This is a genomic window from Mycetocola sp. Y171, from assembly GCF_056713165.1.
This window is the reverse complement of record NZ_JBWYGX010000001.1, coordinates 824035-849766: the sequence shown is the minus strand read 5'-3', so window position 1 is coordinate 849766 and position 25732 is coordinate 824035. Positions and strand designations below refer to the sequence as shown.

At 66.7% G+C, this 25732-nt stretch carries 23 protein-coding genes and 1 tRNA gene; 19 read left to right on the top strand and 5 right to left on the bottom strand.

What is annotated here, in order from left to right; genetic code table 11:
- The first annotated feature begins 36 nt into the window (after window positions 1-36).
- From gabT to AC1M2K_RS03930, 7 genes are all read left to right on the top strand, one after another.
- Entirely contained in the window at window positions 37-1383 is a 1347-nt protein-coding gene (gene gabT, locus AC1M2K_RS03960; RefSeq protein ID WP_480239921.1) for a 4-aminobutyrate--2-oxoglutarate transaminase, read from the top strand.
- Window positions 1380-2834 (top strand): NAD-dependent succinate-semialdehyde dehydrogenase, encoded by a 1455-nt coding sequence (locus AC1M2K_RS03955; RefSeq protein WP_480239920.1) that lies wholly within the window; start codon window positions 1380-1382, stop codon window positions 2832-2834. Before gabT ends, AC1M2K_RS03955 begins: the two co-directional genes overlap by 4 nt.
- A gap of 23 nt (window positions 2835-2857) precedes the next feature.
- On the top strand, window positions 2858-4294 hold the full coding sequence (locus AC1M2K_RS03950) for a gamma-aminobutyraldehyde dehydrogenase (RefSeq protein ID WP_480239919.1): 1437 nt from the start codon (window positions 2858-2860) through the stop codon (window positions 4292-4294).
- 20 nt (window positions 4295-4314) lie between these two features.
- Window positions 4315-5670 (top strand): flavin monoamine oxidase family protein, encoded by a 1356-nt coding sequence (locus AC1M2K_RS03945; RefSeq protein WP_480240799.1) that lies wholly within the window; start codon window positions 4315-4317, stop codon window positions 5668-5670.
- Window positions 5671-5758: 88 nt separating this feature from the next.
- Window positions 5759-6637 (top strand): universal stress protein, encoded by an 879-nt coding sequence (locus AC1M2K_RS03940; protein WP_480238110.1) that lies wholly within the window; start codon window positions 5759-5761, stop codon window positions 6635-6637.
- Window positions 6638-6641: 4 nt separating this feature from the next.
- Window positions 6642-8183, top strand: a complete 1542-nt coding sequence (locus AC1M2K_RS03935; RefSeq protein ID WP_480239918.1) for an APC family permease — start codon at window positions 6642-6644, stop codon at window positions 8181-8183.
- Between the two features lie 77 nt (window positions 8184-8260).
- On the top strand, window positions 8261-9544 hold the full coding sequence (locus tag AC1M2K_RS03930) for an APC family permease (protein ID WP_480239917.1): 1284 nt from the start codon (window positions 8261-8263) through the stop codon (window positions 9542-9544).
- Here the strand turns inward: AC1M2K_RS03930 and AC1M2K_RS03925 are convergent.
- A complete protein-coding gene (locus tag AC1M2K_RS03925; protein ID WP_480239916.1) occupies window positions 9541-10467 on the bottom strand; it encodes an NAD-dependent epimerase/dehydratase family protein in 927 nt (308 codons plus the stop codon). The genes AC1M2K_RS03930 and AC1M2K_RS03925 overlap by 4 nt on opposite strands.
- A gap of 64 nt (window positions 10468-10531) precedes the next feature.
- Here AC1M2K_RS03925 and AC1M2K_RS03920 point away from each other — a divergent pair, with 64 nt between their 5' ends.
- Window positions 10532-11245 carry an alpha/beta fold hydrolase gene (locus AC1M2K_RS03920; protein ID WP_480239915.1) on the top strand — a complete coding sequence of 238 codons (714 nt, stop codon included), beginning with the start codon at window positions 10532-10534 and terminating at the stop codon, window positions 11243-11245.
- On the opposite strand, the gene AC1M2K_RS03915 is transcribed toward AC1M2K_RS03920, so the two are convergent.
- Both AC1M2K_RS03915 and AC1M2K_RS03910 read right to left on the bottom strand, forming a co-directional pair.
- Window positions 11232-11720: a YajQ family cyclic di-GMP-binding protein gene (locus tag AC1M2K_RS03915; protein WP_480238106.1), complete on the bottom strand. Its 489-nt coding sequence runs from the start codon at window positions 11718-11720 to the stop codon at window positions 11232-11234. The genes AC1M2K_RS03920 and AC1M2K_RS03915 overlap by 14 nt on opposite strands.
- A gap of 40 nt (window positions 11721-11760) precedes the next feature.
- Window positions 11761-12732: a formylglycine-generating enzyme family protein gene (locus tag AC1M2K_RS03910; protein WP_480239914.1), complete on the bottom strand. Its 972-nt coding sequence runs from the start codon at window positions 12730-12732 to the stop codon at window positions 11761-11763.
- 161 nt (window positions 12733-12893) lie between these two features.
- Between AC1M2K_RS03910 and AC1M2K_RS03905 the strand changes: the two genes are divergently transcribed.
- Together AC1M2K_RS03905 and AC1M2K_RS03900 are read left to right on the top strand one after the other, a co-directional pair.
- Window positions 12894-14549 carry a SulP family inorganic anion transporter gene (locus AC1M2K_RS03905; RefSeq protein ID WP_480239913.1) on the top strand — a complete coding sequence of 552 codons (1656 nt, stop codon included), beginning with the start codon at window positions 12894-12896 and terminating at the stop codon, window positions 14547-14549.
- 135 nt (window positions 14550-14684) lie between these two features.
- The gene (locus tag AC1M2K_RS03900; RefSeq protein WP_480239912.1) at window positions 14685-15071 is read left to right on the top strand and encodes an SHOCT domain-containing protein; all 387 of its coding nucleotides are present in this window, start codon (window positions 14685-14687) and stop codon (window positions 15069-15071) included.
- Window positions 15072-15090: 19 nt separating this feature from the next.
- Here the strand turns inward: AC1M2K_RS03900 and AC1M2K_RS03895 are convergent, their stop codons facing one another.
- A complete protein-coding gene (locus AC1M2K_RS03895; RefSeq protein WP_480238102.1) occupies window positions 15091-16107 on the bottom strand; it encodes a LacI family DNA-binding transcriptional regulator in 1017 nt (338 codons plus the stop codon).
- Between the two features lie 120 nt (window positions 16108-16227).
- On the opposite strand from AC1M2K_RS03895, the gene AC1M2K_RS03890 reads away from it, so the two are divergent.
- From AC1M2K_RS03890 to AC1M2K_RS03880, 3 genes are all read left to right on the top strand, one after another.
- Window positions 16228-17130, top strand: a complete 903-nt coding sequence (locus tag AC1M2K_RS03890) for a PfkB family carbohydrate kinase (protein WP_480238101.1) — start codon at window positions 16228-16230, stop codon at window positions 17128-17130.
- Between the two features lie 85 nt (window positions 17131-17215).
- A tRNA-Tyr gene (locus tag AC1M2K_RS03885) sits at window positions 17216-17297 on the top strand.
- Window positions 17298-17460: 163 nt separating this feature from the next.
- A complete protein-coding gene (locus tag AC1M2K_RS03880; RefSeq protein ID WP_480239911.1) occupies window positions 17461-17946 on the top strand; it encodes a hypothetical protein in 486 nt (161 codons plus the stop codon).
- Between the two features lie 81 nt (window positions 17947-18027).
- Here AC1M2K_RS03880 and AC1M2K_RS03875 read toward each other — a convergent pair whose 3' ends face one another.
- Window positions 18028-18909 carry an oxidoreductase gene (locus AC1M2K_RS03875; RefSeq protein ID WP_480239910.1) on the bottom strand — a complete coding sequence of 294 codons (882 nt, stop codon included), beginning with the start codon at window positions 18907-18909 and terminating at the stop codon, window positions 18028-18030.
- Window positions 18910-19084: 175 nt separating this feature from the next.
- On the opposite strand from AC1M2K_RS03875, the gene AC1M2K_RS03870 reads away from it, so the two are divergent.
- Genes AC1M2K_RS03870 through AC1M2K_RS03845 form a run of 6 tightly spaced genes read left to right on the top strand, consistent with a single transcriptional unit; the run spans window position 19085 to window position 25732 of the window.
- The gene (locus AC1M2K_RS03870) at window positions 19085-20485 is read left to right on the top strand and encodes a tyrosine-protein kinase domain-containing protein (RefSeq protein WP_480238098.1); all 1401 of its coding nucleotides are present in this window, start codon (window positions 19085-19087) and stop codon (window positions 20483-20485) included.
- A complete protein-coding gene (locus tag AC1M2K_RS03865) occupies window positions 20482-21684 on the top strand; it encodes a glycosyltransferase (RefSeq protein WP_480239909.1) in 1203 nt (400 codons plus the stop codon). Before AC1M2K_RS03870 ends, AC1M2K_RS03865 begins: the two co-directional genes overlap by 4 nt.
- Window positions 21677-22522 carry a WecB/TagA/CpsF family glycosyltransferase gene (locus AC1M2K_RS03860; RefSeq protein WP_480238096.1) on the top strand — a complete coding sequence of 282 codons (846 nt, stop codon included), beginning with the start codon at window positions 21677-21679 and terminating at the stop codon, window positions 22520-22522. Before AC1M2K_RS03865 ends, AC1M2K_RS03860 begins: the two co-directional genes overlap by 8 nt.
- Window positions 22519-23625 (top strand): glycosyltransferase, encoded by a 1107-nt coding sequence (locus tag AC1M2K_RS03855; RefSeq protein ID WP_480239908.1) that lies wholly within the window; start codon window positions 22519-22521, stop codon window positions 23623-23625. Before AC1M2K_RS03860 ends, AC1M2K_RS03855 begins: the two co-directional genes overlap by 4 nt.
- Window positions 23622-24935, top strand: a complete 1314-nt coding sequence (locus AC1M2K_RS03850; RefSeq protein WP_480239907.1) for a hypothetical protein — start codon at window positions 23622-23624, stop codon at window positions 24933-24935. Before AC1M2K_RS03855 ends, AC1M2K_RS03850 begins: the two co-directional genes overlap by 4 nt.
- Entirely contained in the window at window positions 24932-25732 is an 801-nt protein-coding gene (locus AC1M2K_RS03845; protein ID WP_480239906.1) for a glycosyltransferase family 2 protein, read from the top strand. Before AC1M2K_RS03850 ends, AC1M2K_RS03845 begins: the two co-directional genes overlap by 4 nt.

The window sequence follows — 25732 nt, the reverse complement described above, 5'->3', positions numbered from 1 at the left end:
TGGCAAGCACGCTACGAGCGAAGGAGAACGACGACGATGACCCTCACCACGACCGCGACAGGCGGGCCGGCCCTTGCCCAGGAGCGGAGGATCGTGACCGCGATCCCCGGTCCGCGCTCCGAAGCGCTGATGGCGCGCAAGAACAGTGCCGTCGCCTCGGCCGTGGGAACCACGATGCCCGTCTTCGCGGAAGCGGCGGGCGGCGGAGTGGTCGTCGACGTCGACGGTAATTCGTTCATCGACCTCGGCTCGGGGATCGCCGTGACCGGCGTCGGCAACAGTGCCCCCCGCGTCGTCGAGGCGGTGCAGGCCCAGGTGGCCGCGTTCACCCACACCTGTTTCATGATCACGCCGTACGACTCGTACGTCGAGGTTGCCGAGGCACTCAACCGCCTCACGCCCGGCGACCACGACAAGCGCAGCGCCCTCTTCAACTCAGGAGCGGAAGCCGTCGAGAATGCCGTCAAGGTCGCTCGGAGCTACACCGGCAAGCAGGCCGTCGTGGCGTTCGACCACGCGTACCACGGGCGGACCAACCTCACGATGGCGCTGACCGCGAAGTCGATGCCGTACAAGAGCGGATTCGGGCCGTTCGCCTCCGAGATCTACCGGGCGCCGATGTCCTATCCGTTCCGTGACGGACTGACCGGCCCCGAAGCAGCGAAGCGCGCCATCTCGATGATCGAGAAGCAGATCGGCGCGGCCAACCTCGCCGCGATCATCATCGAACCGATCCAGGGCGAAGGCGGCTTCATCGTTCCCGCCGACGGATTCATCCCCGCGATCGTGGACTGGGCCAGGGCCAACGGCGTCGTCTTCATCGCCGACGAGGTGCAGACAGGGTTCGCGCGCACCGGCGACCTGTTCGCCAGCGAGCACGAGGGAATCGTGCCGGACATCGTCGTGACGGCCAAGGGAATCGCAGGGGGCCTGCCGCTCTCGGCGATCACCGGACGGGCCGAGATCCTCGACGCCACCCACTCCGGCGGCCTCGGGGGCACATACGGCGGCAACCCGATCGCCTGCGCGGCCGCACTCGCCGCCATCGAGACGTACGTCGAAGACGACCTCGCCGGGGCGGCCCGCCGCATCGGCGCCACCATCGTCGACCGGTTCTCGTCTGCGCAGGCGACAGACCCACGTATCGGCGACGTCCGTGGCCGCGGGGCGATGATCGCCATCGAGGTCGTCGACCCGGAGACGAACGAACCGGATGGTGCGCTGACCGGCCGAATCGCGAAGGCGGCGCATCAGGCGGGCGTGATCGTGCTCACCTGCGGAACCTATGGAAACGTCATCCGTTTCCTCCCGCCCCTGTCGATCTCGGACGCGTTGCTCACCGAAGGCATCGACGTCGTCCTCAACGCATTGGAGAACGCATGATTTCCGAGAAGGATCTGCTCGCGAAGGTGCCGACGGGGCTGTTCATCGGCGGCGAGTGGCGGTCGACCGAGAAGACGATCGACGTCTTCGACCCGTCGACGGGCGCCGTCCTCGCATCCATCGCTGATGCCTCGGCCGCGGATGCCACCGCAGCACTCGACGCGGCCGTCGCGGTCCAGGACGAGTGGGCGGCCACCCCGCCACGCACGAGGTCGAACATCCTCAGGAAGGCGTTCGATCTCATGCAGGAGCGCCGCGACGAGTTCGCGCTGCTGATGACGCTGGAGATGGGCAAGCCGCTGGCCGAATCCAACGGTGAGGTCACCTACGGTGGCGAGTTCCTCCGCTGGTTCAGCGAGGAGGCCGTCCGGATCACCGGCCGCTACGGCACGAACCCCGAGGGCACCGGGCGGATGATCGTCTCCCAGCACCCGGTCGGACCGTGCTACCTGATCACCCCGTGGAACTTCCCGCTCGCGATGGCCACCCGCAAGATCGCTCCGGCGCTCGCCGCTGGCTGCACCGTGGTCGTGAAGCCCGCATCGCTCACCCCGCTCACCACGCTGTACGTGGCACGGTTGTTCGAAGACGCCGGGCTTCCGGCGGGCGTTCTCAACGTGATCTCGACGTCATCGTCCGGCGCTGTCACCGAGCCTCTGCTCAACGACCCGCGCCTCAGGAAGCTCAGCTTCACCGGCTCCACCCCTGTCGGGCAGAAGCTCATCGAGCAGTCGGCGAAGAACGTGCTGCGCACCTCGATGGAACTGGGCGGGAACGCCCCGTTCGTCGTGTTCGACGATGCCGACCTGGATGCCGCCGTCGACGGTGCGATCGCCGCCAAGTTCCGCAACATCGGCCAGGCCTGCACCGCAGCGAACCGCTTCATCGTGCACGCCGCTGTCGCCGACGAGTTCGCGCGCCGGGTCACCGACCGGGTGAAGGGTTTCGCCATCGGCCGCGGCACAGAGGATGGCGTCACCATCGGCCCGCTCATCGACGACCGCGCCGTCGCCAAGGCGGCCCAGCTCGTCGACGACGCCGTCGCCAAGGGCGCGACCCTGCTCACCGGCGGATCAGCCGTGGACCGTGACGGCACGTTCTACGAGCCGACCGTGCTCTCGGACGTCCAGGCCGGGTCGGACATCCTCCGCGAGGAGATCTTCGGGCCGGTGCTCGCCATCGTCCCGTTCACCGATGAGGCGGATGCCATCCGGCTCGCCAACGACACCGAGTACGGTCTCGTGAGCTACGTCTTCACGAAGGACCTCGCCAGAGGGCAGCGCATGATCGACAAGCTGCAGACCGGCATGATGGGGCTGAACGTCGGAGTGATCTCCAACGCGGCCGCCCCGTTCGGCGGCGTCAAGCAGTCCGGAATCGGCCGGGAGGGTGGGCTCGAGGGAATCCACGAATACCTCTCGACCAAGTACACGATGACCCCGGCTCCCTGAGCCGACGCCTGAAAGGACAGACAATGACGTTGACCACTCTCACCACATTGCAGAACTACATCGGCGGCAGCTTCGTCGACGCGTCGGCCGTTGACACCATCGACGTGATCAATCCGGGCACAGGCGACGTCGTCGCCCGGTCGCCGATCTCGACCATCGACGACGTGAACGCGGCGTTCGACGCCGCGAAGACGGCATTCACGACGTGGAAGCGCACGACGCCGGGGCAGCGCCAGGCGATGCTGCTGCAGATCGCGGATGCCATGGAGGCGAACGCGGACGAGCTCGTCGAAGCGCAGCACCGCAACACCGGCCAGCCGCGGGAGGCGATCCGCGTCGAGGAGGTTCTTGCTGGGGCCGATCACCTGCGCTTCTTCGCCGGTGCGGCCCGGGTGCTCGAAGGCAAGAGCGCCGGGGAGTACCTCGAGGGACACACGTCGTTCGTGCGGCGTGAGCCGATCGGCGTCGTCGCCCAGGTGACTCCGTGGAACTACCCGATCATGATGGCGATCTGGAAGATCGCCCCAGCGCTCGCCGCGGGGAACACGGTCGTGCTCAAGCCGAGCGACACCACCCCGGAGTCCACCCTCGTCCTCGCGAAACTCACCCAGGGCATCCTCCCCGACGGCGTGCTCAACGTCATCCTCGGCAACGGCGCGACCGGGCAGGCCATGACCGAGCACCCGGTGCCCGGGCTCGTGTCGATCACCGGGTCGGTCCGTGCCGGAATGGCGGTGGCGGCATCCGCTGCGAAGAACCTCCACAGGGCGCACCTCGAGCTGGGAGGCAAGGCCCCGGCGATCGTGTTCGCCGACGCCGACATCGCCGCGACAGCGGAGGGCGTCGCCGGGGCGGGGTACTTCAACGCCGGCCAGGACTGCACTGCGGTCACGCGGGTGCTTGTGCACGAATCCATCCATGACGAGTTCGTCGCCGAGCTCGTCAAGGCCGCCGAGGCCACGAAGACCGGAGACGCCGAGGACCCGGACGCCTACTACGGTCCGCTCAACAACGCGTCACACTTCGCCAAGGTGTCCACGGTGATCGAGTCGCTGCCGGCCCACGCGAGGGTTGTGACCGGCGGCCACCGCGTCGGGGAGTCGGGCTTCTACTACGCGCCGACGGTGATCACCGGGGTCAGCCAGGTGGACGCCTGCGTGCAGGAGGAGACCTTCGGCCCCGTGCTCACGGTGCAGAGCTTCTCGACGGAGGAGGAAGCCGTCGAGATGGCCAACGACGTTCAGTACGCCCTCGCGTCAAGCGTCTGGACGAAGGACCACGGCACCGCGATGCGGGTTTCGCGCGACCTCGACTTCGGCGCGGTCTGGATCAACACCCACATCCTGCTCGCCGCGGAGATGCCGCACGGAGGGTTCAAGATGTCCGGCTACGGCAAGGACCTGTCGTCGTACGGCCTCGAGGACTACACGCGGATCAAGCACGTGATGAGCGCCCTGTGACCACCGGAAGAGAGAACACCATGACCGACCTGGAACGTGACGTCGTCATCATCGGAGCGGGAGCATCCGGTCTCACCGCGGCGACACGACTGCGTGCCGCAGGGCTGAGCGTCGCCGTGCTCGAAGCGCGCGACCGCGTCGGCGGTCGCCTGTGGACCAACGACATCGACGGTGCAACGCTCGAGATCGGCGGCCAGTGGGTGTCCCCCGACCAGGACGCGCTGATCGAGACGCTTGCGGAGCTGGGCCTCGACACCTACTCGCGCTACCGCGAAGGCGACAGCGTCTACATCAACGCCCTCGGCTCCCACACGAGGTTCACGGGAGAGATCTTCCCCGTCGAAGCCTCGACCCAGCGCGAGATGGAACGCCTCATCCGTGTGCTCGACGTGCTCGTGGCCGAGATCGGGCCGCGGGAACCGTGGGCGCACCCGATGGCGGAGGAACTCGACTCGGTCACCTGGATCGACTGGCTGGAGAGCCAGACCGACGACATCGAGGCCAGGGACAACATCGCCCTGTTCATCGCCGAGGCGATGATCACCAAGCCTGCGCATGCGTTCTCGGCCCTGCAGGCCATCCTCATGGCGGCATCCGCCGGGAGCTTCTCCCACCTCGTCGACGCCGACTTCATCCTCGACAAGCGGGTCGTCGGCGGCCTGCAGCAGGTTCCACTGCTCCTCGCCGAGAAGCTCGGGGACGACGTGTTCCTCGGTCAGCCCGTCCGGCGCCTGGACTGGTCGGAGACGGGGGTCACCGCGACGGCCGACGGCATGAGCGTGAGGGCGCGTCACGCCATCGTCGCCGTCCCGCCGAACCTGTACTCGCGCATCGACTTCCAGCCTTCACTTCCCCGGCGCCAGCAGCAGATGCACCAGCACCTGTCGCTGGGTCTCGTCATCAAGGTCCACGCCGTCTACGAGTCGCCGTTCTGGCGTGACGCCGGTCTGTCTGGCACCGCGTTCAGCCCGTACGAGATCGTGCACGAGGCGTACGACAACACCAACTTCGAAGACCCGCGGGGCACGCTCGTCGGGTTCGTCTCAGACAAGAAGGCCGACCACCTCTTCACCCTGCCGGCCGAGGAACGGAAGCGGATCATCCTCACCTCGCTGTCGCACTACTACGGCGAGCAGGCGCTGAATCCCGTCGTCTACTACGAGAGTGACTGGGGCTCAGAGGAGTGGACGCGCGGCGCCTATGCCGCGAGCTTCGACATGGGGGGCCTGCACCGGTACGGCGCCGACCTCCGCACCGCCGTCGGGCCGATCCACTGGTCGTGCAGCGACCTCGCCGCCGAGGGCTACCAGCACGTGGACGGCGCCATCCGGATGGGTCGCGAGACAGCGGACGCCATCCTCGCCGACCGTCCCTGACCCCACGCCAGAACCCGACCCCGACCGTTTCGACCGCATCACCGGCTTTTCCCTGCAGTACCCGAACCGCAAAGGAGCACCCCTGCACATGCGTTACATCGTTGGTTATACCGATACACCGGCCGGCGCGGATGCGCTTGCGCTCGGGGTGCGGCTGGCACGGTCGATGGGCGCGAGCCTCGACATCGTGACCGTCCTGCACAGCGAGGCACGGCCGACACTCGTCCCGTCCGATGCCGGCTACGAGCGTTTCCTCCACGAAACAGCTGAGGGCTGGTTGAAGGAAGCGGCCGCCGTCGTCCCTCGGGACGTGCCGACCGAGGGTCACATCGTCTACGCCGAGTCGTTCGCCAGGGGGTTGCTCGACACGAGCCGTGACCTCGAGGGGTCGATGATCGTCGTCGGCGCCGCACGCGGCGGTCTCCTCGGCCGTGCCACGGTGGGCAGCGTGGCGAGCGCCCTCCTGCACTCGGCAGTCGTTCCCGTCGCCCTGGCGCCCGAGGGCTCCAGCTCGACGATCGGCCTCAACAACATCTCGCGGATCACCTGCGCGATCGGCACGCGGCCGGGAGCGGACGAACTGCTGGATGCCTCTGTCCTGACGGCGCGAGCGGCCCACGTGCCGCTCCGCCTGATCTCCCTCGTGACGCTCGACATGGACGACATGTCCACGCCGCCTGCGGTCGCCGAGCGGGCGGCCACCCACGCCGAGCAGGTGCTCGCATACGCCGCCGAGCACCTCCCGGGGGATCTCGACGTGTCGGTGCTCACGGCATCCGGCAACCGGGTGGAGGATGCCGTCAACCAGGTCGACTGGGAACCGGAAGAACTCGTCTTCGTCGGGTCCAGCCGCCTGGCGAAACCACGCCACATCTTCCTGGGCTCCACGGCAGCGAAGATGCTGCGCGAACTGCCCGTCCCCATGGTCGTGGTTCCCCGCGACTCCGTTCTGAGCATCGAGGACTGACATCATGACTGAAACCAAGGCCGAACACGGCCTGTCCAAGAAAGGCCTGAGCGCGGGTTCGGTCGGCCTGATCGGTGCCATCGTCATCGGAATCTCGTGCATCGCACCGGCGTACACGATGACGGCAGCACTCGGCCCCACCGTCTCAGAGGTCGGACTCCAGGTCCCGGCCATCATCCTCGTCGGGTTCATCCCGATGCTTCTCGTCGCTTTCGGCTACCGCGAACTCAACCGTTCGATGCCTGACAGTGGCACATCGTTCACCTGGGCGACCAGGGCGTTCGGTCCATGGATCGGCTGGATGGCCGGGTGGGGGCTCATCGCAGCGACGATCCTCGTGTTGTCGAACCTCGCCGGGATCGCGGTGGACTTCTTCTACCTGATGCTCGCGCAGATCTTCAACAACCCCGACATCGCCGATCTCGCCCTGAACCCGATCATCAACGTCGTCACCTGCCTCGCATTCATGCTCGGTGCGACCGCGATCTCGTATCGCGACATGCAGACCACCCAGAAGGTACAGTACGTGCTCGTCGGCTTCCAGCTGCTCGTGCTCGTGCTGTTCGGAGTCGTCGCGTTCATCCACGTCGCCAACGGAACGGCGTTCGACGCCACACCGGTCAGCCTCGAGTGGTTCAACCCGTTCGCCGTCGAGTCGTTCAGTGCATTCGCCGCCGGCCTGTCCCTGTCGATCTTCATCTTCTGGGGCTGGGATGTCACGCTGACGATGAACGAAGAGACGAAGGGATCACGGTCGACCCCCGGCCGCGCCGCCACCCTCACCGTCGTCATCATCGTCATCCTGTACCTGCTCATCGCCACGGCGTCGATCAGCTTCGCAGGAACCGGGACCGGCGAGTTCGGTCTCGGCAACGAGGACATCCAGGGCAACGTGTTCTTCGCGCTGGCCGGGCCGGTTCTCGGACCGCTCGCCATCCTCGTCTCGATCGCGGTGCTGTCCAGTTCGGCCGCTTCGCTGCAGTCGACGTTTGTGTCACCGGCCCGCACCCTGCTGGCCATGGGGCACTACGGCGCCCTGCCCTCGAAGTTCGCGAAGGTCAGCCCGCGGTTCCTCACCCCCGGATACGCGACGATCGTCTCGGCCGTCGTGGCATCCGCGTTCTACGCCATCATGCGGTTCATCTCCGAAGACGTGCTCTGGGATACCATCACCGCCCTCGGCATGATGATCTGCTTCTACTACGGCATCACTGCGTTCGCGGCCGTGTGGTACTTCAGGAAGCAGTTCTTCGCTTCGGCCAGGAACTTCTTCTTCCAGCTGCTGTTCCCGCTGGTCGGAGGAATCATCCTCGCCGTGCTGTTCTTCGTGACTATCAAGGACAGCATGGACCCGGACTACGGCAGCGGTTCGAACATCGGGGGCGTTGGTCTCGTGTTCATCCTCGGCATGACTGTCATCATCTCGGGCATCGTGATCATGATCATCCAGGCGATCCGTCGCCCGGCGTTCTTCCGCGGAGAGACCCTCTCGCTCGGCGTCTCTGACGGCAAGGAGGACGACGCGCTCGACGACCTGCCGGTGTAGCCCGCACACGCGAGTTGCCGGGTTTGAGGGTGTTCCCCCGAAGTCGAACCCCGGCAACCTGGCAACTCGCGTAGCGTGTGGGTGTGACTGATCGGCTCGCGCGGCGCCTGGGACTCGGGGATGCCGTCTTCATCGGCCTCGGCTCGATGATCGGTGCCGGCGTCTTCGCCGCATTCGCCCCGGCGGCGGCCGCAGCGGGCTGGGGTCTGCTCGTCGGACTCGTCGTGGCCGCGGTCATCGCGTACTGCAACGCGTCGGCGTCTGCGCAGCTCGCGGCCCAGTATCCGTCCTCAGGTGGGACGTATCTGTACGGCCGGGAGCGGCTCGGCCCCTGGTGGGGTTTCGCCGCCGGCTGGAGCTTCATCATCGGCAAGACCGCGAGCTGCGCGGCCATGGCCCTCACCTTCGCTGCCTATGCAGCGCCCGCCGGGTGGGAGAAGCCGGTGGCCGTCGTCGCTGTCGCCGGTCTCGTGGCCGTGAACTACGTCGGGGTCACCAGGACAGCGCTGCTCACCCGTGTGCTCGTCGTGGTGACGCTGCTCGTGCTCGCCGTCGTCGTCACCGCGGGCCTCGACGCCCCGTCCGCTCCGGTGGGCGTCGTATCGGCGGGGACCGAGCAACTCAAGTGGGTTCTCACACCCGGCCTGTTTGACGCGGGCGTCTACGGCATCCTGCAGTCGGCCGGCCTGCTGTTCTTCGCGTTCGCCGGGTACGCCCGCATCGCGACCATGGGTGAGGAGGTGCGAGATCCAGCGCGCACCATTCCCCGGGCGATCCTCGGCGCACTCGCGATCGTGGTCGTGATCTACGCCGTGGTTGCGCTCGTGTCGTTGCGAACGCTGGGCCCCGCCACCCTCGCGTTCTCCGCTGCGCCGCTCGTCGACGTGGCCACGGCAGGAGGCTGGGACTGGACGGCGCCCGTGGTCCGGATCGGGGCGGCGGCTGCCTCTCTCGGAGCCCTGCTCGCCCTCATTGCCGGCATCGGCCGGACGAGCCTGGCCATGGCGCGCGAGGGCGATCTTCCCCGCTCGCTGGCGGCGGTGCATCCGCGATACCGGGTCCCGCACCGGGCCGAGCTCGCCCTCGGCGTGATCGTTATCGCGGTGATCATCGTCGCCGACCTCCGCGGGGCGATCGCCTTCTCGTCGTTCGGGGTGCTGCTGTACTACTTCGTCGCGAACCTGGCCGCATTCAGGCAGGATGCTCCCCAGCGGCGATTCCCTCGCTGGCTGCAGGTGCTCGGCATGGTCGGATGCCTGGTGCTCGTCGTCACGCTTCCACCTGTCGGCATCGTGGTCGGCGTCCTCGTGCTGGCTGTCGGTCTCGCGGGGCGGCTGGCTGTCCGCCGGATGGCGGCCTAGACGGACTTCTGCCCGCGGTAGAACGCGACGGTGTCGTCGAGCGCGCTTTCCCACGGCGTGGCCGTCACGCCCAATACGCGTTCCGTCTCCGAGGCGTCCGACAGGAAGGGAGCGGTCATCTGGTAGCTCGACGCGGCCACCTCCCTGAGCACCGGGTTGAAGACGCCGACGGTGCGGAGGAGCCACGACGGCAGACCGGTCACCGAGCCGGTGACCCCGTAGCGTGCGTCGATCTGCCGGCAGATCTCCGTGCGGCTGAGGTCTGTGGCCGCCGGGACGTGCCAGATCCGCCCCCAGTCGCCGTCGTACGAGGATGCCGCGACGAGAGTCTTCGCCAGGTCCGGCAGATAGGCCCAGCTGTGGGCCGCGTCAGGGTCTCCCACCGCGGACGACCGTTTACCGGCGAGGATCGGGCCGAAGAACCGTGTGCCCAGGTGGGCGTCACCGGTCGCGCCAGGCCCGAAGTAGTCGCTTGCCCGAACCTCGACCGCGCGGACGTCGCCGCGTTCGGTTGCGGCGCGAAGAGTCCCCCAGAGGTCGCGACGCACCTCCCCCTTCGACTCGGCCGGGATCTCGGGAGAACGCTCGGTCATCGGCATCGTCGCGTGCCCGTATGAATACAGGTTGCCGACCATCACGATGTCCGCGCCTGTGGACCGAGCCGCCTGGATCACGGCATCCACGATCGGAGGCCACTCGGAACGCCAGCGGTGGTACGGCGGATTCGTGCAGACGACGATCGTGGAGCATCCCGTGGCCGCGCGTGTCAGGGCCGCCGCGTCCGTTGCGTCGAGCCCGACGGCGCGGGCTCCGGGGAGCACGGTCGTCGACCGCGTCGCCACTGTCACCTCGTGCCCGCCATCGAGGAAGGTTCGCGTCGCGGTCGACCCAACCGGGCCGGCACCGAGAACGAGCACGCTCATGTCAACTCCATCCGCAGGGTTCCTGGCCAGAGCCTAGCCCCGGCCGCGGCGCTATGGTGGGCGGGTGGACCTGCAGATGGTGGAGACCGCCGGCGGCGTGACGATTGCGTGCCGTGTCTCAGGAGACCGGGGAGCGCCTGCTGCGGTCCTCCTGCACGGGCTCGGAGAAGGAGCCTCGAGTTGGGATGCGGTCGAACCACGGTTCTCGGACCGGTTCCGTGTCGTGGCCGTCGACCTGCGCGGCCACGGGGCCAGCGACAGGCCCGCGGAGTATTCGTTCCCCCTCATGCGCGACGATGTCATCGGCGTGCTCGATGCTCTCGGGCTCGTCGATGTCGTCCTCGTCGGGCACTCGATGGAAGGAACGGTCGCTTACCTCGTCGCATCCGCCCGCCCGGACCTCGTCGCACGGCTCGTCGTCGAGGATGCTCCTCCGCCGTATCCGCGCGCGAAGCGGGTCGCCGAGCGCCCCGATGAGCCGCTCGACTTCGATTGGGCGGTCGTCTCGGCGATCCTCGACGAGGTCAACGATCCGACGCGCCGGTGGTGGGATGTGCTGCCCGGGATCGCCGCGCCCACGCTGCTCATCGGGGGAGGGCCGTCGAGCTCCATCCCTCAAGACCTGCTCGTGGAGGTGTCCACACTCATCCCGGACTGTCGCCTGGTCGAGATCGACGCGGGGCACGACGTCCACGAAACCCGACCGGACGACTTCGCGGATGCCGTTCTCGGCTGGTTGGACGAGACCGCTCCGGAGAAGCGACCTAGCGGAAGTTGATGAACTGCAGGTCGATGTCGAGGTCCTTGCCCTTGAGCAGGGCGATCGTCTCCTGGAGGTCGTCGCGGCTCTTCGACTGGACACGCAATTCGTCGCCCTGGATCTGGCTCTTGACGCCCTTCGGCGCCTCGTCGCGGATGATCTTGTTGATCTTCTTCGCGTTCTCCTGCGTGATGCCGTCCTTGAGCTCCGCTTCGATGCGGTACTCCTTGCCGCTGGCGAACGGCTCGCCCGAGTCGAGGCTCTTCAGCGAGATGCCACGCTTGATGAGCTTCGTCTGGAAGACGTCGAGGATCGCTTTCACGCGCTCCTCGCTGTTCGCCTTCATGAGGATCTTGTCGCCGGACTGTGCGATGGATGCCCCAGTCCCCTTGAAGTCGTAGCGCTGCTCGATCTCCTTGTGCGCCTGGTGGAGTGCGTTGTCCGCCTCCATCTTGTCGACCTTGCTGACCACGTCAAACGATGAATCTGCCATGCGCCGAGTCTATCGGCCCGGATTCGGCTGTGTGCGAGGGTCAGCCGGCATCCCGGGCGCACCGGAACCCGATGTGCGTCGTTGCCGTGTCGTCCGCCTGGGGGGAGCGGGCGGCCGGACGGTAACGCAGGCAGTACTCGGGAGCGCAGAGGTGCGACCCGCCTTTCAGTGCGCGGCGCGGGATGCGTGATCCCGGCTCCATGCTCCCGGCGCGACGGGCGTCATCACCGGGGCTGCATCCGCAGGCGCACCCTTCGCCCGCTGTGCCGGCCGTCGCGAGCAGATCGGTGCGAGTGTCGATCGACGGGACCTCGTGCCGTGGCAGGAAGTACGAGCTCGTCCACTCCCACACGTTGCCGATCAGGTCGGAGAATCCGAAGGGGTTCGCCGGGAACGACCCCACAGGGGAGGTTCCCACCCACCCGTCTGCACCCGTGTTTAGATAGGGGAACCGACCCTGCCACGTGTTCGCCATCAACGCGCCGTCGACGCGGGGCTCCCGCCCCCAGGCGTACGGCGTGGCATCGTCACTGCCGCCCCGCGCGGCGAACTCCCACTCTGTCTCCGTGGGCAGTCGTTTCCCTGCCCATGCGGCGTACGCGGAGGCATCCTCGAACGCGATATGGACGACGGGGTGATCATCCTTGCCTGTGAGGTCGGACTCCGGCCCGAACGGATGCCGCCACTGGGCGCCCGGCTCCCACGACCACCACTGGCGCCAGTTCCCGAGGTCGACCGGGCCGGGGGTCTGCGTGAAGACGAGAGCGCCGGGGATGAGATCCTCCACAGGTACGCCGGGGAAGTCGACGGGGTCGAGCGCCCGCTCCGCCACCGTCACGTGGCCGGTGTCCGCGACGAACGCCGCGAACTGGGCGTTGGTCACCGGATGCCTGTCGAGATCGAATACGGCGACGTCGGTGATGTGCTCAGGCGATTCCTCGGGGTAGAACGCGTTCGACCCCATGCGGAACCTGCCACCGGACAGGCGGATCATCGACGACGTGGCCAGCATGTCGCGAGCCTAAGCCAACGATCCTCGTCGCCGCTAGGACCCCGCCCGTCCGCGTGGTCCTGGACGGGCGACTCTCACCCCGAACAGATGGGGCGCACTGGCGCCGTGGCTATTTATTGTGGTCCCGACCGGTCCGCGATCCGGTGAGGAAGCAGGCGGTAGTGCTCCAGGGACTGACCCTACGGAACGTCACGACAGAGGTGCTCGCGGGCGTCACTCTGCTGGCGATCGCGGTCCCGCTCAACATCGGGTACGCCCAGATCGCCGGGCTGCCGCCGACCGCCGGACTGTACGCCCTCATTCTCCCGGCCGTCGTGTACGCGCTCATCGTCTCGTCCCGCCAGCTCGTCGCCTCACCCGACGCCGCCGCTGCAGCACTCGTGGCGTCGTCCCTGGGCGGTCTCGCGGTCGCCGGCAGCGCGAACTACCTCACACTGGCGCTGGCCCAGGCGATCATCTGCGGTGTGCTGCTCGTTCTCGCATCCGTCTTCAAACTCGGGTTCCTCGCCAACTTCCTCAGCAAGCCGATCCTCATCGGGTTCGTCGGGGGGCTTGCCCTCGACATCATGGTGTCGCAGGTCGCGAAGATGCTCGGGGTGAAGATCGACAGCGGCGAGGAGTTCATCGGCAAGGTCGTCGCACTCGTCGGCGGACTTCCTGCCGCGAACGGCTGGTCCATCGCGATCGCGGCTGGCTCGCTCGTCGTGCTCATCGCCGGCAGGCGGATCGCCCGCGCGGTGCCATGGGCTCTCGTCGTCCTCATCCTGTCCACGATCCTCGTCGTCGTCGCAGGACTTGAGGCGATGGACGTCGCGGTCCTCGGGCCGGTCGACGCAGGACCCCCGACACTCACCTGGCCGATTCTCCAGTGGACGACCTGGCTCCAGCTGATCCCCTCAGCCATCGCCCTGGCCATGGTGACGATGGCCGAGGGCCTCCTTGTCTCACGCAGCTACGGCGAGAAGCGCGGCTACCCGACCACCCCGAACCGCGACCTGATGGCATTCGGTGCGAGCAACGTGGCCGCAGGAATGTCCGGAGGGTTCGCGGTCGGGTCATCCACCTCGCGGACGGCGGCGATGGACCAGGCGGGCTCGCGGACCCAACTGCCCTCTCTCGTCGCCGCTGTCGGCACACTCCTCCTCGTCCTGTTCGGAACGGCGCTGCTCGAAGACATTCCGTCTGCGGCGATCGGGGCGATCGTGTTCGTCGCCATCCTTCCCCTGCTGGGGATCCGCGAATTCGCCTCGCTGTGGAGACTCCGCCGGTCGGAGTTCGTCGTCGGCGCCGCGTGCTTCGCCGGCGCCCTTCTCCTCGGCCCGATCGCCGGTATCGTCGTGGCGTTCGTCCTGTCCCTCATCGACCTGGCGCGGCGGGCAGCGAACCCGGCTATCGACGTGCTCGGCGGCGACGACTCGCCGCGTCATTCGCTCCTGCCCGTGGCACCCGACGTCTCGGTGAGCGCACCTGGGCTTGTGATTATGCGCTTCGCCGCCCCACTGTTCTTCGCCAACGCCGGCGTCTTCGAGGATTCGGTGCGCAAGGCCGTAGCGGCGGCGGGGGCCGGCCAGGTGCGGAATTTCGTCCTCGACATGGAGGCCGTCACCGACCTCGACGTGACCGGAGCGGAGTCCGCCATCTCGACGCTCGCCTGGCTCAGAGACCAGGGCATCAGCGTCGCATACAGCCGCGTCCGACCCGATCTCGAGGCGCAGCTGAGACACTTCGACCTCGTCGGGGACGCCGTGATGTACAGCACGAATCGTCTCGCCGTACACGAGCTCAGCGGCCCAGGCGGACCGGCCGAAAAGGCGTGAGAGCGCACGCGGATGTGATCCACGACGGATGCCACCCGGATGGGGTGAAGTTCGGACCGGTCAGGCATTCTGCGCGCGGTATGGGAATAGGTTTCTTCCCGACGGACCTCGATCCCGTCGGAGGAGTGGGGAGAAATGGAACTGTGGGATACCTTCTGGAGCGTGTTCGTCTGGTTCTTCTGGATCTATGTGCTCATGGCGTACTTCTTCGCCCTGTTCAGCGTCATCGGCGACATCTTCCGTGACCACACGCTCAACGGATGGGGGAAGGCTCTCTGGCTCATCTTCCTCATTTTCCTGCCGATCCTGACACTGCTCGTCTACGTGATCGCGCGCGGCAAGGGCATGAGCGAGCGGTCGATGCGCAGCGCCGCAGACGCGCGCAAGGAGACCGACGCATACATCCGCTCCGTCGCGTCGACCAGTTCAGCAGACGAGATAGCGAAGGCTCAGAGCCTCCTCGAATCGGGTGCCATCTCTCCCGAAGAGTTCGCCGCACTCAAGGCCAGAGCCCTGGCCTGACACGCGACCGCGGCCTCCGCTACTGCGGGGGCCGTGCTGTCGACGACCGCACGATGAGTTCGTACGGCAGAGGGACATCTGCGCTCGAAGGAACGGTCGTCGCGGGTTCCAGGAGTTGCATCAAGGCCTCGACGGCCTGCTCGCCCTGGCGTCGGGGGAATTGCGCGACCGTCGTCAGCCCGAAGAACGTCGAGAGCTGGTGGTCGTCGATGCCGACAACCGAGACGTCGTGCGGAACGTGCAGGCCAAGGTCGCGTGCGGCGAGGATGCTGCCGATCGCCATTTCATCGGACGAGGCGAAGATCGCCGTCGGCCGGTTATGGGGACTGCCGAGCAGCTGTTTGGCTGCCTCGTACCCGCCGGGGAGGGTGAAGTCCGCGGGACGGAAGAGCGTCTCGTCGACCTGCACCCCGGCATCCTGCAGTGCACCCTCGTAGCCGATCCGACGGTTGGACGGCAGATGGAAGTCCAGGTCGAATTCCTGCCCGCCGCCGATGTGCGCGATCCGCGTGTGCCCGAGGCCGATGAGGTGTTCGGTGGCCAGCCTGGCCACCGAGACGTCGTCCATGGTGAGGCTGAACACACCGGCGATGGGCCCACCGACGCCGATCAGCGGTTTGCCCATGGCGTGGAGACTCGACACTTCGTCCTCGGTCAGTTCGAGGCCGATGGCGATGACGGCGTCAACCCGCTGCCGCAGCAGGAAGTGGTCGAACACGCTCTTGCGTTCCTCTCCGCCCCCGGTGAGGTTGTACAACGTGAGGTCGTAGCCCAGCCGGAGTAGAGCGCTCTCAGCTCCTTCGATGACCGAAGCGAAGAACCAGTGGTTGAGGAACGGAACGACGACACCGACATTGCGGGTCCTGCCGGACGCGAGGCTGGAGGCGTTCGACGAGACGACGTAGTCCAGCTCACTCGCAGCCTGGGCGACTTTGAGCCTGGTCGCGTCGGAGACGTAGCCGCGCCCGCTGAGCGCGCGCGATACCGTCGCCGTTGAGACGCCTGCGCGACGCGCGACCTCTTCGATGCCCGCCATGGGACCCCTTTTTGTGAGCGTGGATGCCAGTGGCCAGCATAGCGACGCGCGCGGATGCTCCCCGGCAGTGGCGCAAGCCGAGCCGGTGTGGGACGCTCGGAACGGACGAAAGGGCACTGCATGCACAGGGACGATGACCGCGTGATCGTGATCGGAGACGCACTGATCGACGAGCTCACGGATGCCGCCGGGAGCCGCGAATTCGTCGGCGGCGCCGCGCTCAACGTCGCGGTCGGTCTCGCCAGGCTCGGCGTGCCGACCACCCTCATCGCGATGGTCGGAGACGATGCGGACGGCAGGAGCATCCGCGCCTTCCTCGACCAGTACGGTGTCGAACTGATCGCAACCCCCGGTCTCCTCGGCTCATCGCGGGCGGTCAGCGACCGGAGCGCAGGCGAACCCAGGTACAGCTTCAACCAGGCCGCACAGCGGCGCCGGATCGTGTTCGGCGACGACGAGAGGCTCGCCATCGCCGACGCCAGACTCGTCGTCGTGAGCTGCTTCCCGTTCGACGACGACGAGCAGTCGGCCGGGCTGGAGGAATCCGTGGCCAATCCCGGCCGCCGGCTCGTGATCGACCCGAATCCGCGGAGCGGGATGATGAACGACCTCGATCGCTTCGTGGCGAACTTCGAGCGCATCGGTGCCACCGCTCTGCTGTGCAAGGTCGGGGACGAGGATGCCGAACTGCTCTACGGCACCGACCTGCCGCACCTCGTCGACCTGCTGCACCAGGCGGGTACCGCGACCGTGCTCGCCACGGCCGGCCGCGACGGGGCATCCGTCTCGACGTCCGCGGGAACGGTGTCGAGACCGATCGTTCCTCTGCAGGAGCCGGTCATCGACACGATGGGCGCCGGTGACGCGACACTCGCGGCCGCAGTGCGCACGATCCTCCTCGACGGTGTGCCCGCCGACGACGCCGGATGGGGAAAGCTCCTCGACGACGCCATGCTCATCGCGGCGCTGACCTGCCGCCACGAGGGCGCGCTGTTGCAGTTGCCGCCGGTCGCAGGGGCCTGACGGCGGCCGATTTCCGGAAGACGACCGGCAAGGGTACTATTTTCACGCGCCTTCGGTTGTCTGTACAAGTCGGTCGAGTGCGTCTGGCGAGTTACCCAAGCGGCCAAAGGGATCTGACTGTAAATCAGACTGCTCAGCATTCGGGGGTTCGAATCCCTCACTCGCCACGCTGTTAAAAAGGGAGTCCACGCGGGCTCCCTTTTTCGTTCCCCTGCCGAGACTGCAGCAGAGGCTCAACAGGGAGCCCCGTTGGAGCCATTACCGCACTGTGGATGCCATCGCCCACGACGGGACTGGCGCCACCCCGCGGGCCAGTATGCTGCAAACACAATGAAGAATCTTCGCCAATCAGCTTTCGTCGCATCCCTCGCGGTTGCGGCGACCCTGCTCATCTCCCCGGCCGTCCAAGCGTCTCAGGCAGCCCCAGACCCTTCCACGGCCGTCGTCGCCGCTCCGCCGACGGACCTCGTTCAAGCGAAGGTGTTCGGCGCCATCCGACGCGACAGCGCCACCGGGAAATGGCTCGCCATCAATGATGCGATGCACGTGTCCCACGGGATCGCATCAGTCGAGAACTACAAGAACAAGGCCCTGAAGATCACCTTCGAGACACCGGCGGCCTACGTCGGCAGTTTCACGGCAACACCGGACGAAACCCTGGCGAAGGCGAATGTGAGGATGGGGACCAGCGTCGGCCTTGCCCACGCGTACCTGTACATGTACCAGGGCACTTCGAAAATACCGGTGAACCCGAACACGATCACGGCGGCCTCAGCGAACATCTGGATCGACGTCACACACTGGGTCGGACCGTAGCGAGCCGCGCGTGTCTCGCCGAGACAGCAGTAGTGGTCTGAAAACGAGCCAGGTTCGAGCCACCGCTGCACTCTCGACGGCTCACAGCGGGTAGCGCACGCCGGTGAGGGTCTCGGATGCCGTCCACAACTCTGTGGCGAGCGTCGCGTCACTCGCGAGCGCGGTGCGTCCGACCAGTGTGGGGTGGCCGTGCTGCTCCATCCGTCCGTCGGGGCCGACGTAGCTGGCGCCTGGCAGGTCCTGCGTCGCGGCGAAGAGAGTCGGCAACGCGCCCATCTCCGGCGACTGGGCGAAGAGTCGATTGCCGAGGCTGCTGAGCCGCTTCAACACGGCGTTTGTCGCCGGCCCGCTCTGCAGGTTCGTCGACGCCCAGCCGGGGTGCGCGGCAACGGCGCGTAGCGGAGATCCGGTTCCCTGCAGTCGGCGCTGGAGCTCGAGGGCGAGCAACAGGTTCGCCAGCTTGGACTGGGCGTATGCCGCCCAGGGCTTATACGTTCTCCTCTCCCAGTTGAGGTCGGAGAGGTCGATGGACCCTGTCCTGTGCACGGTGGACGAGACGGTCACCACGCGATCGGTGATCCGCGTGAGCAGGAGGTTTGTGAGGGCGAAGTGGCCGAGGTGGTTGGTGCCGAACTGCATTTCGAAGCCGTCCTTCGTCCTGCCCTCCGGGATCGCCATCACACCGGCGTTGTTGATGAGGATGTCGATCGTCCCGTCCCACCCATCGGCAAAGGCGCGGACCGACGCCAGATCGGCGAGGTCGAGCTGGCGGACCTCGATGGGGCCCGGGATGCCGGCGGCCGCCTCCTCGCCACGGGTCACGTCGCGAACGGCCATCACCACGCGGGCTCCCGCCGCGGCGAGTGCCGCGCTCGTTGCCCGCCCGAGCCCGCTGTTCGCTCCCGTCACGATCACGGTGCGGCCGTTTTGCGGGGTGATGTCGGCGGCGGTCCATGTGCTCATATCGCCCAATGTAGTCGCGGATCAGCTCCGTCGTCGGGGAGGCGCGTTCTGGCAATACCCCCCGGGTTGGGGGAGGGGCTTTTTCTCGCAACAGCAGCGTGGCGGAACCAACTATGGCACCATGACTGATACCTCGCGCACCACCCCGATAAGTGCGCGGGAGATTGGCCGAGTCTTGGATCTTCGCGATTATTTCCGCGTATTGCGCAAAGGCTGGTGGATCGTCGTCGCCTCGCTCCTCCTTGGCGTGGGCGCGGCGACCGCCGTCACGTTGGTCCAGACCCCGTCGTACAGCGCGACCGCGAAGGTCTTCGTTTCGACGCAATCCGCCGGCACGGTTTCCGACCTCGTACAGGGCAACGCGTTCAGCGTGCAGAGGGTGAGAACCTATTCCGACCTCGTGTCCACACCCCTCGTCCTGCTGCCGGTGATACGTCAGCTCGACCTGGACATGTCGCCGGAACTCCTGGCGACGCGGATCGTGGCTTCTGCGCCTCTGGACACGTCGATCATTGCCATCACCGTGAACGACACGGACGCTGAACGTGCTGCGGCCATCGCGAACTCCGCATCACAGAACCTTGCGGCGGTGGTCCAGGACGTCGAAACTCCGGCGCTGGATGAGGCCATTTCGCCGGTGAAGCTGACGCGTGCCCAGGAAGCAACGGTGCCGCTGAGGCCAGCGAGTCCGAACATCCCGCTCTACCTCGCCCTGGGTGCTGCCGCCGGGTTGATCATCGGGATCCTGATCGCCATTCTGCGTGAGACGCTCGAAACGCGCATCCGAAACGAAAACGATCTCAAGCAGGTCACCGATGTCGCCGTGCTCGGCGGCATCGGATTCGACCCGAACGCCAGGGACAACCCTCTTACCGTGCACGCTGACCCGCAGAGTCGCCGTGCCGAGTCGTTCCGCACGTTGCGGACGAATCTGTCGTTTCTGGAAGTGGCGCGGGCAGAACGCAGCTTCGTCATCACCTCCTCCATCCAGAGCGAAGGAAAAAGTACGACCGGCGCCAACCTCGCCATTGCCCTCGCCGATGCCGGATTTCGAGTGCTCCTGGTCGATGCCGACCTCCGCAGGCCGACGGTCGCCGACTACATGGGCCTGGAAGGTGCCATCGGGCTCACCGATGTGCTGATCGGGCGAGCGGAGCTGCGGGACGTCATGCAGCCGTGGGGAATGGCAGGGCTCTTCGTTCTTCCCGCCGGCCACGTACCGCCGAACCCCAGCGAACTGTTGGGTTCGACACGGATGTCGCAGCTCATCGCCGAGCTCAACGAGAGCTTCGACGTGGTTCTCTTCGATTCGCCGCCGCTGTTGCCGGTCACCGACGCGGCCATTCTCGCCAAGAAGGTCGGCGGCACGATCATGGTCGTCGCGGCTGGTCGAACCCACAAGAACCAGCTCAGGGGCGCCCTGGCCGCCCTGGCGAACGTCGGTGCGCCGGTGTCGGGGATCGTTCTGACGATGCTGCCGACCAAGGGGTCGAATGCCGGATACGAACTGGGCTACGGCACGTACGGGTACGAGCCGGACACCACAACCGTCAAGCGCGTGAAGCTCCGAAAATGACGGTCTCAGCCGATCCCACGGCACGGGCACCTGGACGCCCGTCCGGACCCGACGCGGTGGAGCGGATCATCGTCCATCAGTTCGACCCTGCACGCCCATCCCCAGGGGGGATCGACACCATCCTGCGCGGCATCTGCCGGTATTCCCCTGAGGGCCTGAGGCTGGCGATCGTGGGCGTGGACACCGGGGCGGGCCCATCGACTCGCCGCCTGGGCCGGTGGGAGCGACACCAGTTCGGCGACCGTTCCGTGTGGTTCCTTCCGGTCGTACGTCTGGATCCCGCAGATCTCTCGAGGAAGGTCCCGCATTCGATCCGGCTGATGGCTGGACTTCTCCGGTACCGAACCCGGCTTCCTGAACGACGGATGGTCGAGGCGCACCGAATGGATGTCGCCCTTGCGCTGCGTTTCCTTGTGCGAGTACCTCAGGGCTATTTCGTCCACACCCAGAGGAACGGCCTCACCGGCGACACGTCCGACTCCCTGTGGCGGCTGTTCCATGACGCACACGGACGACTCGAGAAGAGCGTCGTGCACAAGGCGAAAACCGTCACCGTCTTCAACGAGGCTTACGCGGAGACGATTCGCAGCTGGAATCCGCGGACTCGATTCTCGCCGACCTGGTTCGACCCCGACCTGGTCGTCGCGGGTCGTCGCGACCGGGACGCGGACAGGATCGTCTGGGTCGGCCGGCTGGAAGCTCCGAAGGACCCTGCCCTGGCGATCGATGTGTTCGAAAAGCTCAGCGCTGCGCATCCCGAACGGGATTGGTCGCTCGAGATGCTGGGATCCGGAACGCGCCTGGCCGCCCTGCGTGAGCGTGTCGAGCAGATGCCGGCCGAGCTCCGGAACCGGGTGCAGGTCCGTGGCCGGGTCGAACCGGCTGAAGTCGCAGAGACGCTGGCGCGAAGCGGTGTGTTCCTCATGACGTCGCATCCCGGATACGAGGGCTTCCCCTGTGTCCTGGTCGAGGCGATGGTTGCCGGACTCGTGCCGGTCGTGACACAGGGCTCTGACACCGGAGGGCTCGTGGTGAACGAGAGCACCGGCTACGTGACCGGCCGCGATCCGAGAGAGATCGCAGATCGTGTCGCATCCTCCGGGGCGATCAGCAGGTCTGCCGTTCGGGACACCGTCACATCGCTGAGTGCCCCGGCTGTCGTCGGTCAGATCTACGCCGATTGGCCGAGTGATGACTGACTTCAAGCTGAGGACGGACTCCGCCACCACGCTCACCAGGTTGCGTGTGCATGCGGACGGCAGCCTGACCCTGGCAGGAGAGCCGCTGTTCTGGCGATCGCCTGCGGTGCTGCTGGAGCGCATCCGGGTGATGCGGAACATGGCTCAGCCGGTGCTTGTCGTCACACCGAACGTCGATCAGACAATCGATCTCGACAGGGATCCGAAATTCCGCGGGGCGTATCGGGACGCAGGGCTACGGCTCATCGACGGGGCTCCGCTGACGATGCTTGCGCGGCTCCTCGGCGCAACCGGGGTGCATCGGCACACCGGCGCCGACCTATTGCCCTTCCTCGTGAGCGAGTCGGAACGTGAGGGGTGGACGGTGGCGATCGCCGGAGGTAGCGCGGGTGTAAGCGGCCTGGCCGTCGCGCGACTGCAGGAGGCGCACCCGGGCGCGAAGGTGGTGAGCGTACCCTTCCCCTACCTCTCTGTCGTGGACGACCCGAGATCCAAAGAGGTCGTGGACGAACTGTGCAATATTTCCGCGGACATCGTCTTCCTGTGCCTCGGGGCACCGAAACAGGAGATGTGGTTCACGCACTGGCGCTCGATGCTTCCGCCGGGCGTGTACATCGGTGCAGGCGCCGCAGTTGATTTCGCCGCAGGAACGGCGCGTAGAGCACCCTCCGTCCTTCGACGCCTCGGAGCGGAATGGTTGTGGCGGCTTGCACAGGAGCCGAAGCGGCTGGGGACGCGATATCTCGTGAAAGGGCCCGCATTTCTGGCTGTCGTCTGCCGGTCGATCCTCTTGCACGAACGGCGGAGCATTCGTCTGGCGCGCGAGGACCTGCCGTGAAGGCTCCAGGGCCGGAAACTGTGGCGATTCTGGCACCCAGTCTCTCTGGCGGCGGCGCGGAGCACGTGGCCTCGAGGTGGGCGTCCGCCCTGCAGGCGAGGGGATACCGCGTGCGCGTTCTGCTCACCAACCCGTCGGAAGACGACCTGGCCACGGCCAACCTCGAGGTCGCGGATGTGAGCAGTCGACTGCGCAGTTTCGTGGGTTCAGTACCCCAAGTGCGGCGAGCACTCCGCGACACCCCTGTCGATGCGGTCCTGTCAGTGATGCCGTACTGGAACCTCGTCGCGCTGATCGTCGCCGCCACCCTTCCTGCGCCCATCCGGCCCAGCGTGACCATCAGCGACCACACACTGCATGTACCTCAGCGGGCGACAGCAAGCCGCTCGACCAGATTCCAGCTGGCTCTCGCCAAACTGCTTTACCGGCGAGCGGGGTCGTGGATCGCCGTGTCCCACCCTGTTGCCGCGGAGATGGCTGCGCTGTACGGGCTCGACTCTTCCCGCCTGTGGGTGGTCGTCAACCCCGTGTCGGATTCGAGCGGGACGCGCCGACTGCCGGTTCCGGTCGCTGAGTCGGATGCGACGTTGCGGCTGGTATTCGCCGGGCGGCTCTCGCCTGAGAAGAGACCGCTGACCGCCGTGCAGGTCGCGGCCACTCTCGCTCGCGACCATTCAGTCCCTGTCGCGCTCGATGTCTTCGGGGCCGGCCCGCTCGAGGACGACATGCGAACACTGGCCCGGTCGTTGGGCGTGCCGATCACCTTCCATGGATGGGCAGATCGGTGGTACGACCGCGTCGCGCCACGCTCCGTGTTGTTGATGCCGTCCAAGGTGGAGGGTTTCGGCAATGTGCTCGTCGAGGCGGCCGCTGCCTCGATCCCCGCCGTCGTCTCCTCGCGGGCGCTCGGGGTGGCAGACGCCTGCATCCCGGGGATCACCGCCGTCCTCGCGTCAACGGATTCCGTTCCCGCGTACGCGCTCGCAGTGTTGGAGGCCCGTTCGCTTCCCTTCCCCGTCATCGATGAGTGGTTGAGACGCTTCTCGAGCGAGACCGGCGGCGATCTGGTGGCTGAAGCGGTATCCAGGGCGGCGATCCGATGAGCGCCGTCATCGGATCGTGGAACGCCCCAGCCCCCGGACTCACGGTCTCCGGCGTTGCCGGCAGGCCATCGACCGTGACATTCGTCTATGCCATCGCCGTCACGCTTCTCCTCGCCTTACGCACGCCGTTCTCCGCGAACATCTCGTTCGGCGTTGCTCTGGCTCTGATCGCCTTTCCCGTCACGCTTCGCCCCTGGCTGTCGTCGCGGTGGGGAATCGTGGTGACGATCCTGGCAGGCCTTGCGCTTGCCGGTGGCGCCCTTCTGATCGAACCGGGACTGAAGGCGGACCCCGGCAGATACTTCAGCCAGGGAACCGCGATCTACCAGGCATCCGTTCTGGTGGGACTCGTGCTGGCAGCGGCGACAGCGCAATGGGCGCTCACCGTCCTCGGACTGAACCGGTTCCTCATTCTGTGGGCCGCTGGACTCATCGTGTCGACACCTTTCATGAGCGGGGGATTCGCGGAGAACCCGTGGAAGTATGGCCTTGCCCTTCCCGTGAGCGTGCTCGTGCTAAGTCTGGTCAGCCGTGGCGGACCCGTGTTCAACGTGACCGCGCTCGCGATCCTGGTGCTGCTCTCGACGTACTTCTCGTATCGCTCCTGGGTCCAGGTGCTGGTCGCAGCAGCGGTCGTCATCTATGTCCTGCGCACCTCACGAGAGAAGCCGGGAAGACCCAGGCGTTCACGGGTGCTCGTGGGGATCGCACTGGGTGCCGGGGTTCTTGCTTTCGCCTGGCTGCTGTCCCTTCTGGCCACCGAAGGGGTCCTCGGCGAGGCGGTGCAACGACGCACCGTGGAGCAGGCGAATGTGACAGGCAACCTTCTGCTCGGCGCGCGACCGGAGTGGGCCGCTGCATGGTCGCTCGCCGAGCGGCATCCGTTCGGACTCGGGTTGGGGGTGTCCCCATCGTCGACGGACTGGTCGACGGCAGTTCGGGCGATGCCGTTCTCGAACAGCGCCTTGCAGGACTCGGGAACGGTCTCCGGATACTTCCGATCGGGAGAGGTGTCGTTCCACTCGGTGTTGTGGTCCTTCTGGGGGACCTACGGCATTCTCGGTTTCACACTGGTGGCGGTAGTCGTCGTTCTCATCGTGAAGACAATGCTGTCTCTCGACTCCCTCCGGTTGAGCACGCCGGTTATGGCCGCTGTCGCGGTGTTGATGATCGGCGCCGCGTGGGATCTTCTGTTTAGCCCGCTCGCCCTGGCGCCGCTCGCCGCCACCCTCGCGGTGATTGCCTGGTTGCCTCGTGAGGCCCAACGACGGCGCGATCCGTGGCACGAACGGCTGGAGGAGTACACATGAGCGCGAGGCCCCAGCCGAAGATCACCGTGATCACGGTGACACTCAACGACCTCGAGGGGCTGAAGAAGACCCTGTCGAGCGTGCGGGCGCAGGTGGGCAGCAATTGTGAGCATTGGGTCATCGATGGCGGATCCATCGATGGTTCCCGCGAATTGCTGGCTGACTATGTCGCGTCTGCCGCCGACGCCCACTTCGTCTCTGAGGCGGACGCGGGGATATTCGACGCCATGAACAAAGGCATCGCCCTGGCGACGGGGGAGCTCTTGGTGTTCCTCAACTCCGGCGATTGCTTCACCGACCCCGGGGTCCTGGGGTTCGTATCGCGGGAATGGGCGCGCGGGAACTGGGAGTGGGGATACGGCGCAGTCCGGTACGTGGCCGAGGATGGCGAGGTGGTTTCCGGATCCCTCCAGTCACCGTTCCGCCGTCGGCGTCTGCAGCTCGGATTTCGGTTCGCGCCGTGGCCTGCCACCTACATCAGCCGTGACCTGGTCCGGCGCGTAGGCGGCTTCGACGATCGATTCGGCTTCGCCGCCGACCAGGAGCTTGCGATCCGTGCTGCCGCCGTCGCGGAACCGGTCACCTGGGTCCGGTTCATGGCCGATTTTCTGCTCGGGGGCGTCCACTCGCAAAGCAGCTTCCTCACTCGGGAACGGCTGTGGCACCGCATGCGTGTGCACAACGGCGTTCCGGTTCTCGGCTCGAGGGTCGTCGATCTCGGGGCGGCGTACTCGATCGCCTGCTTCCGTGAGCTTCGCAGGCGGGGTGCGGCGTTCGCCGGCAGAGGGAGGCGCTGA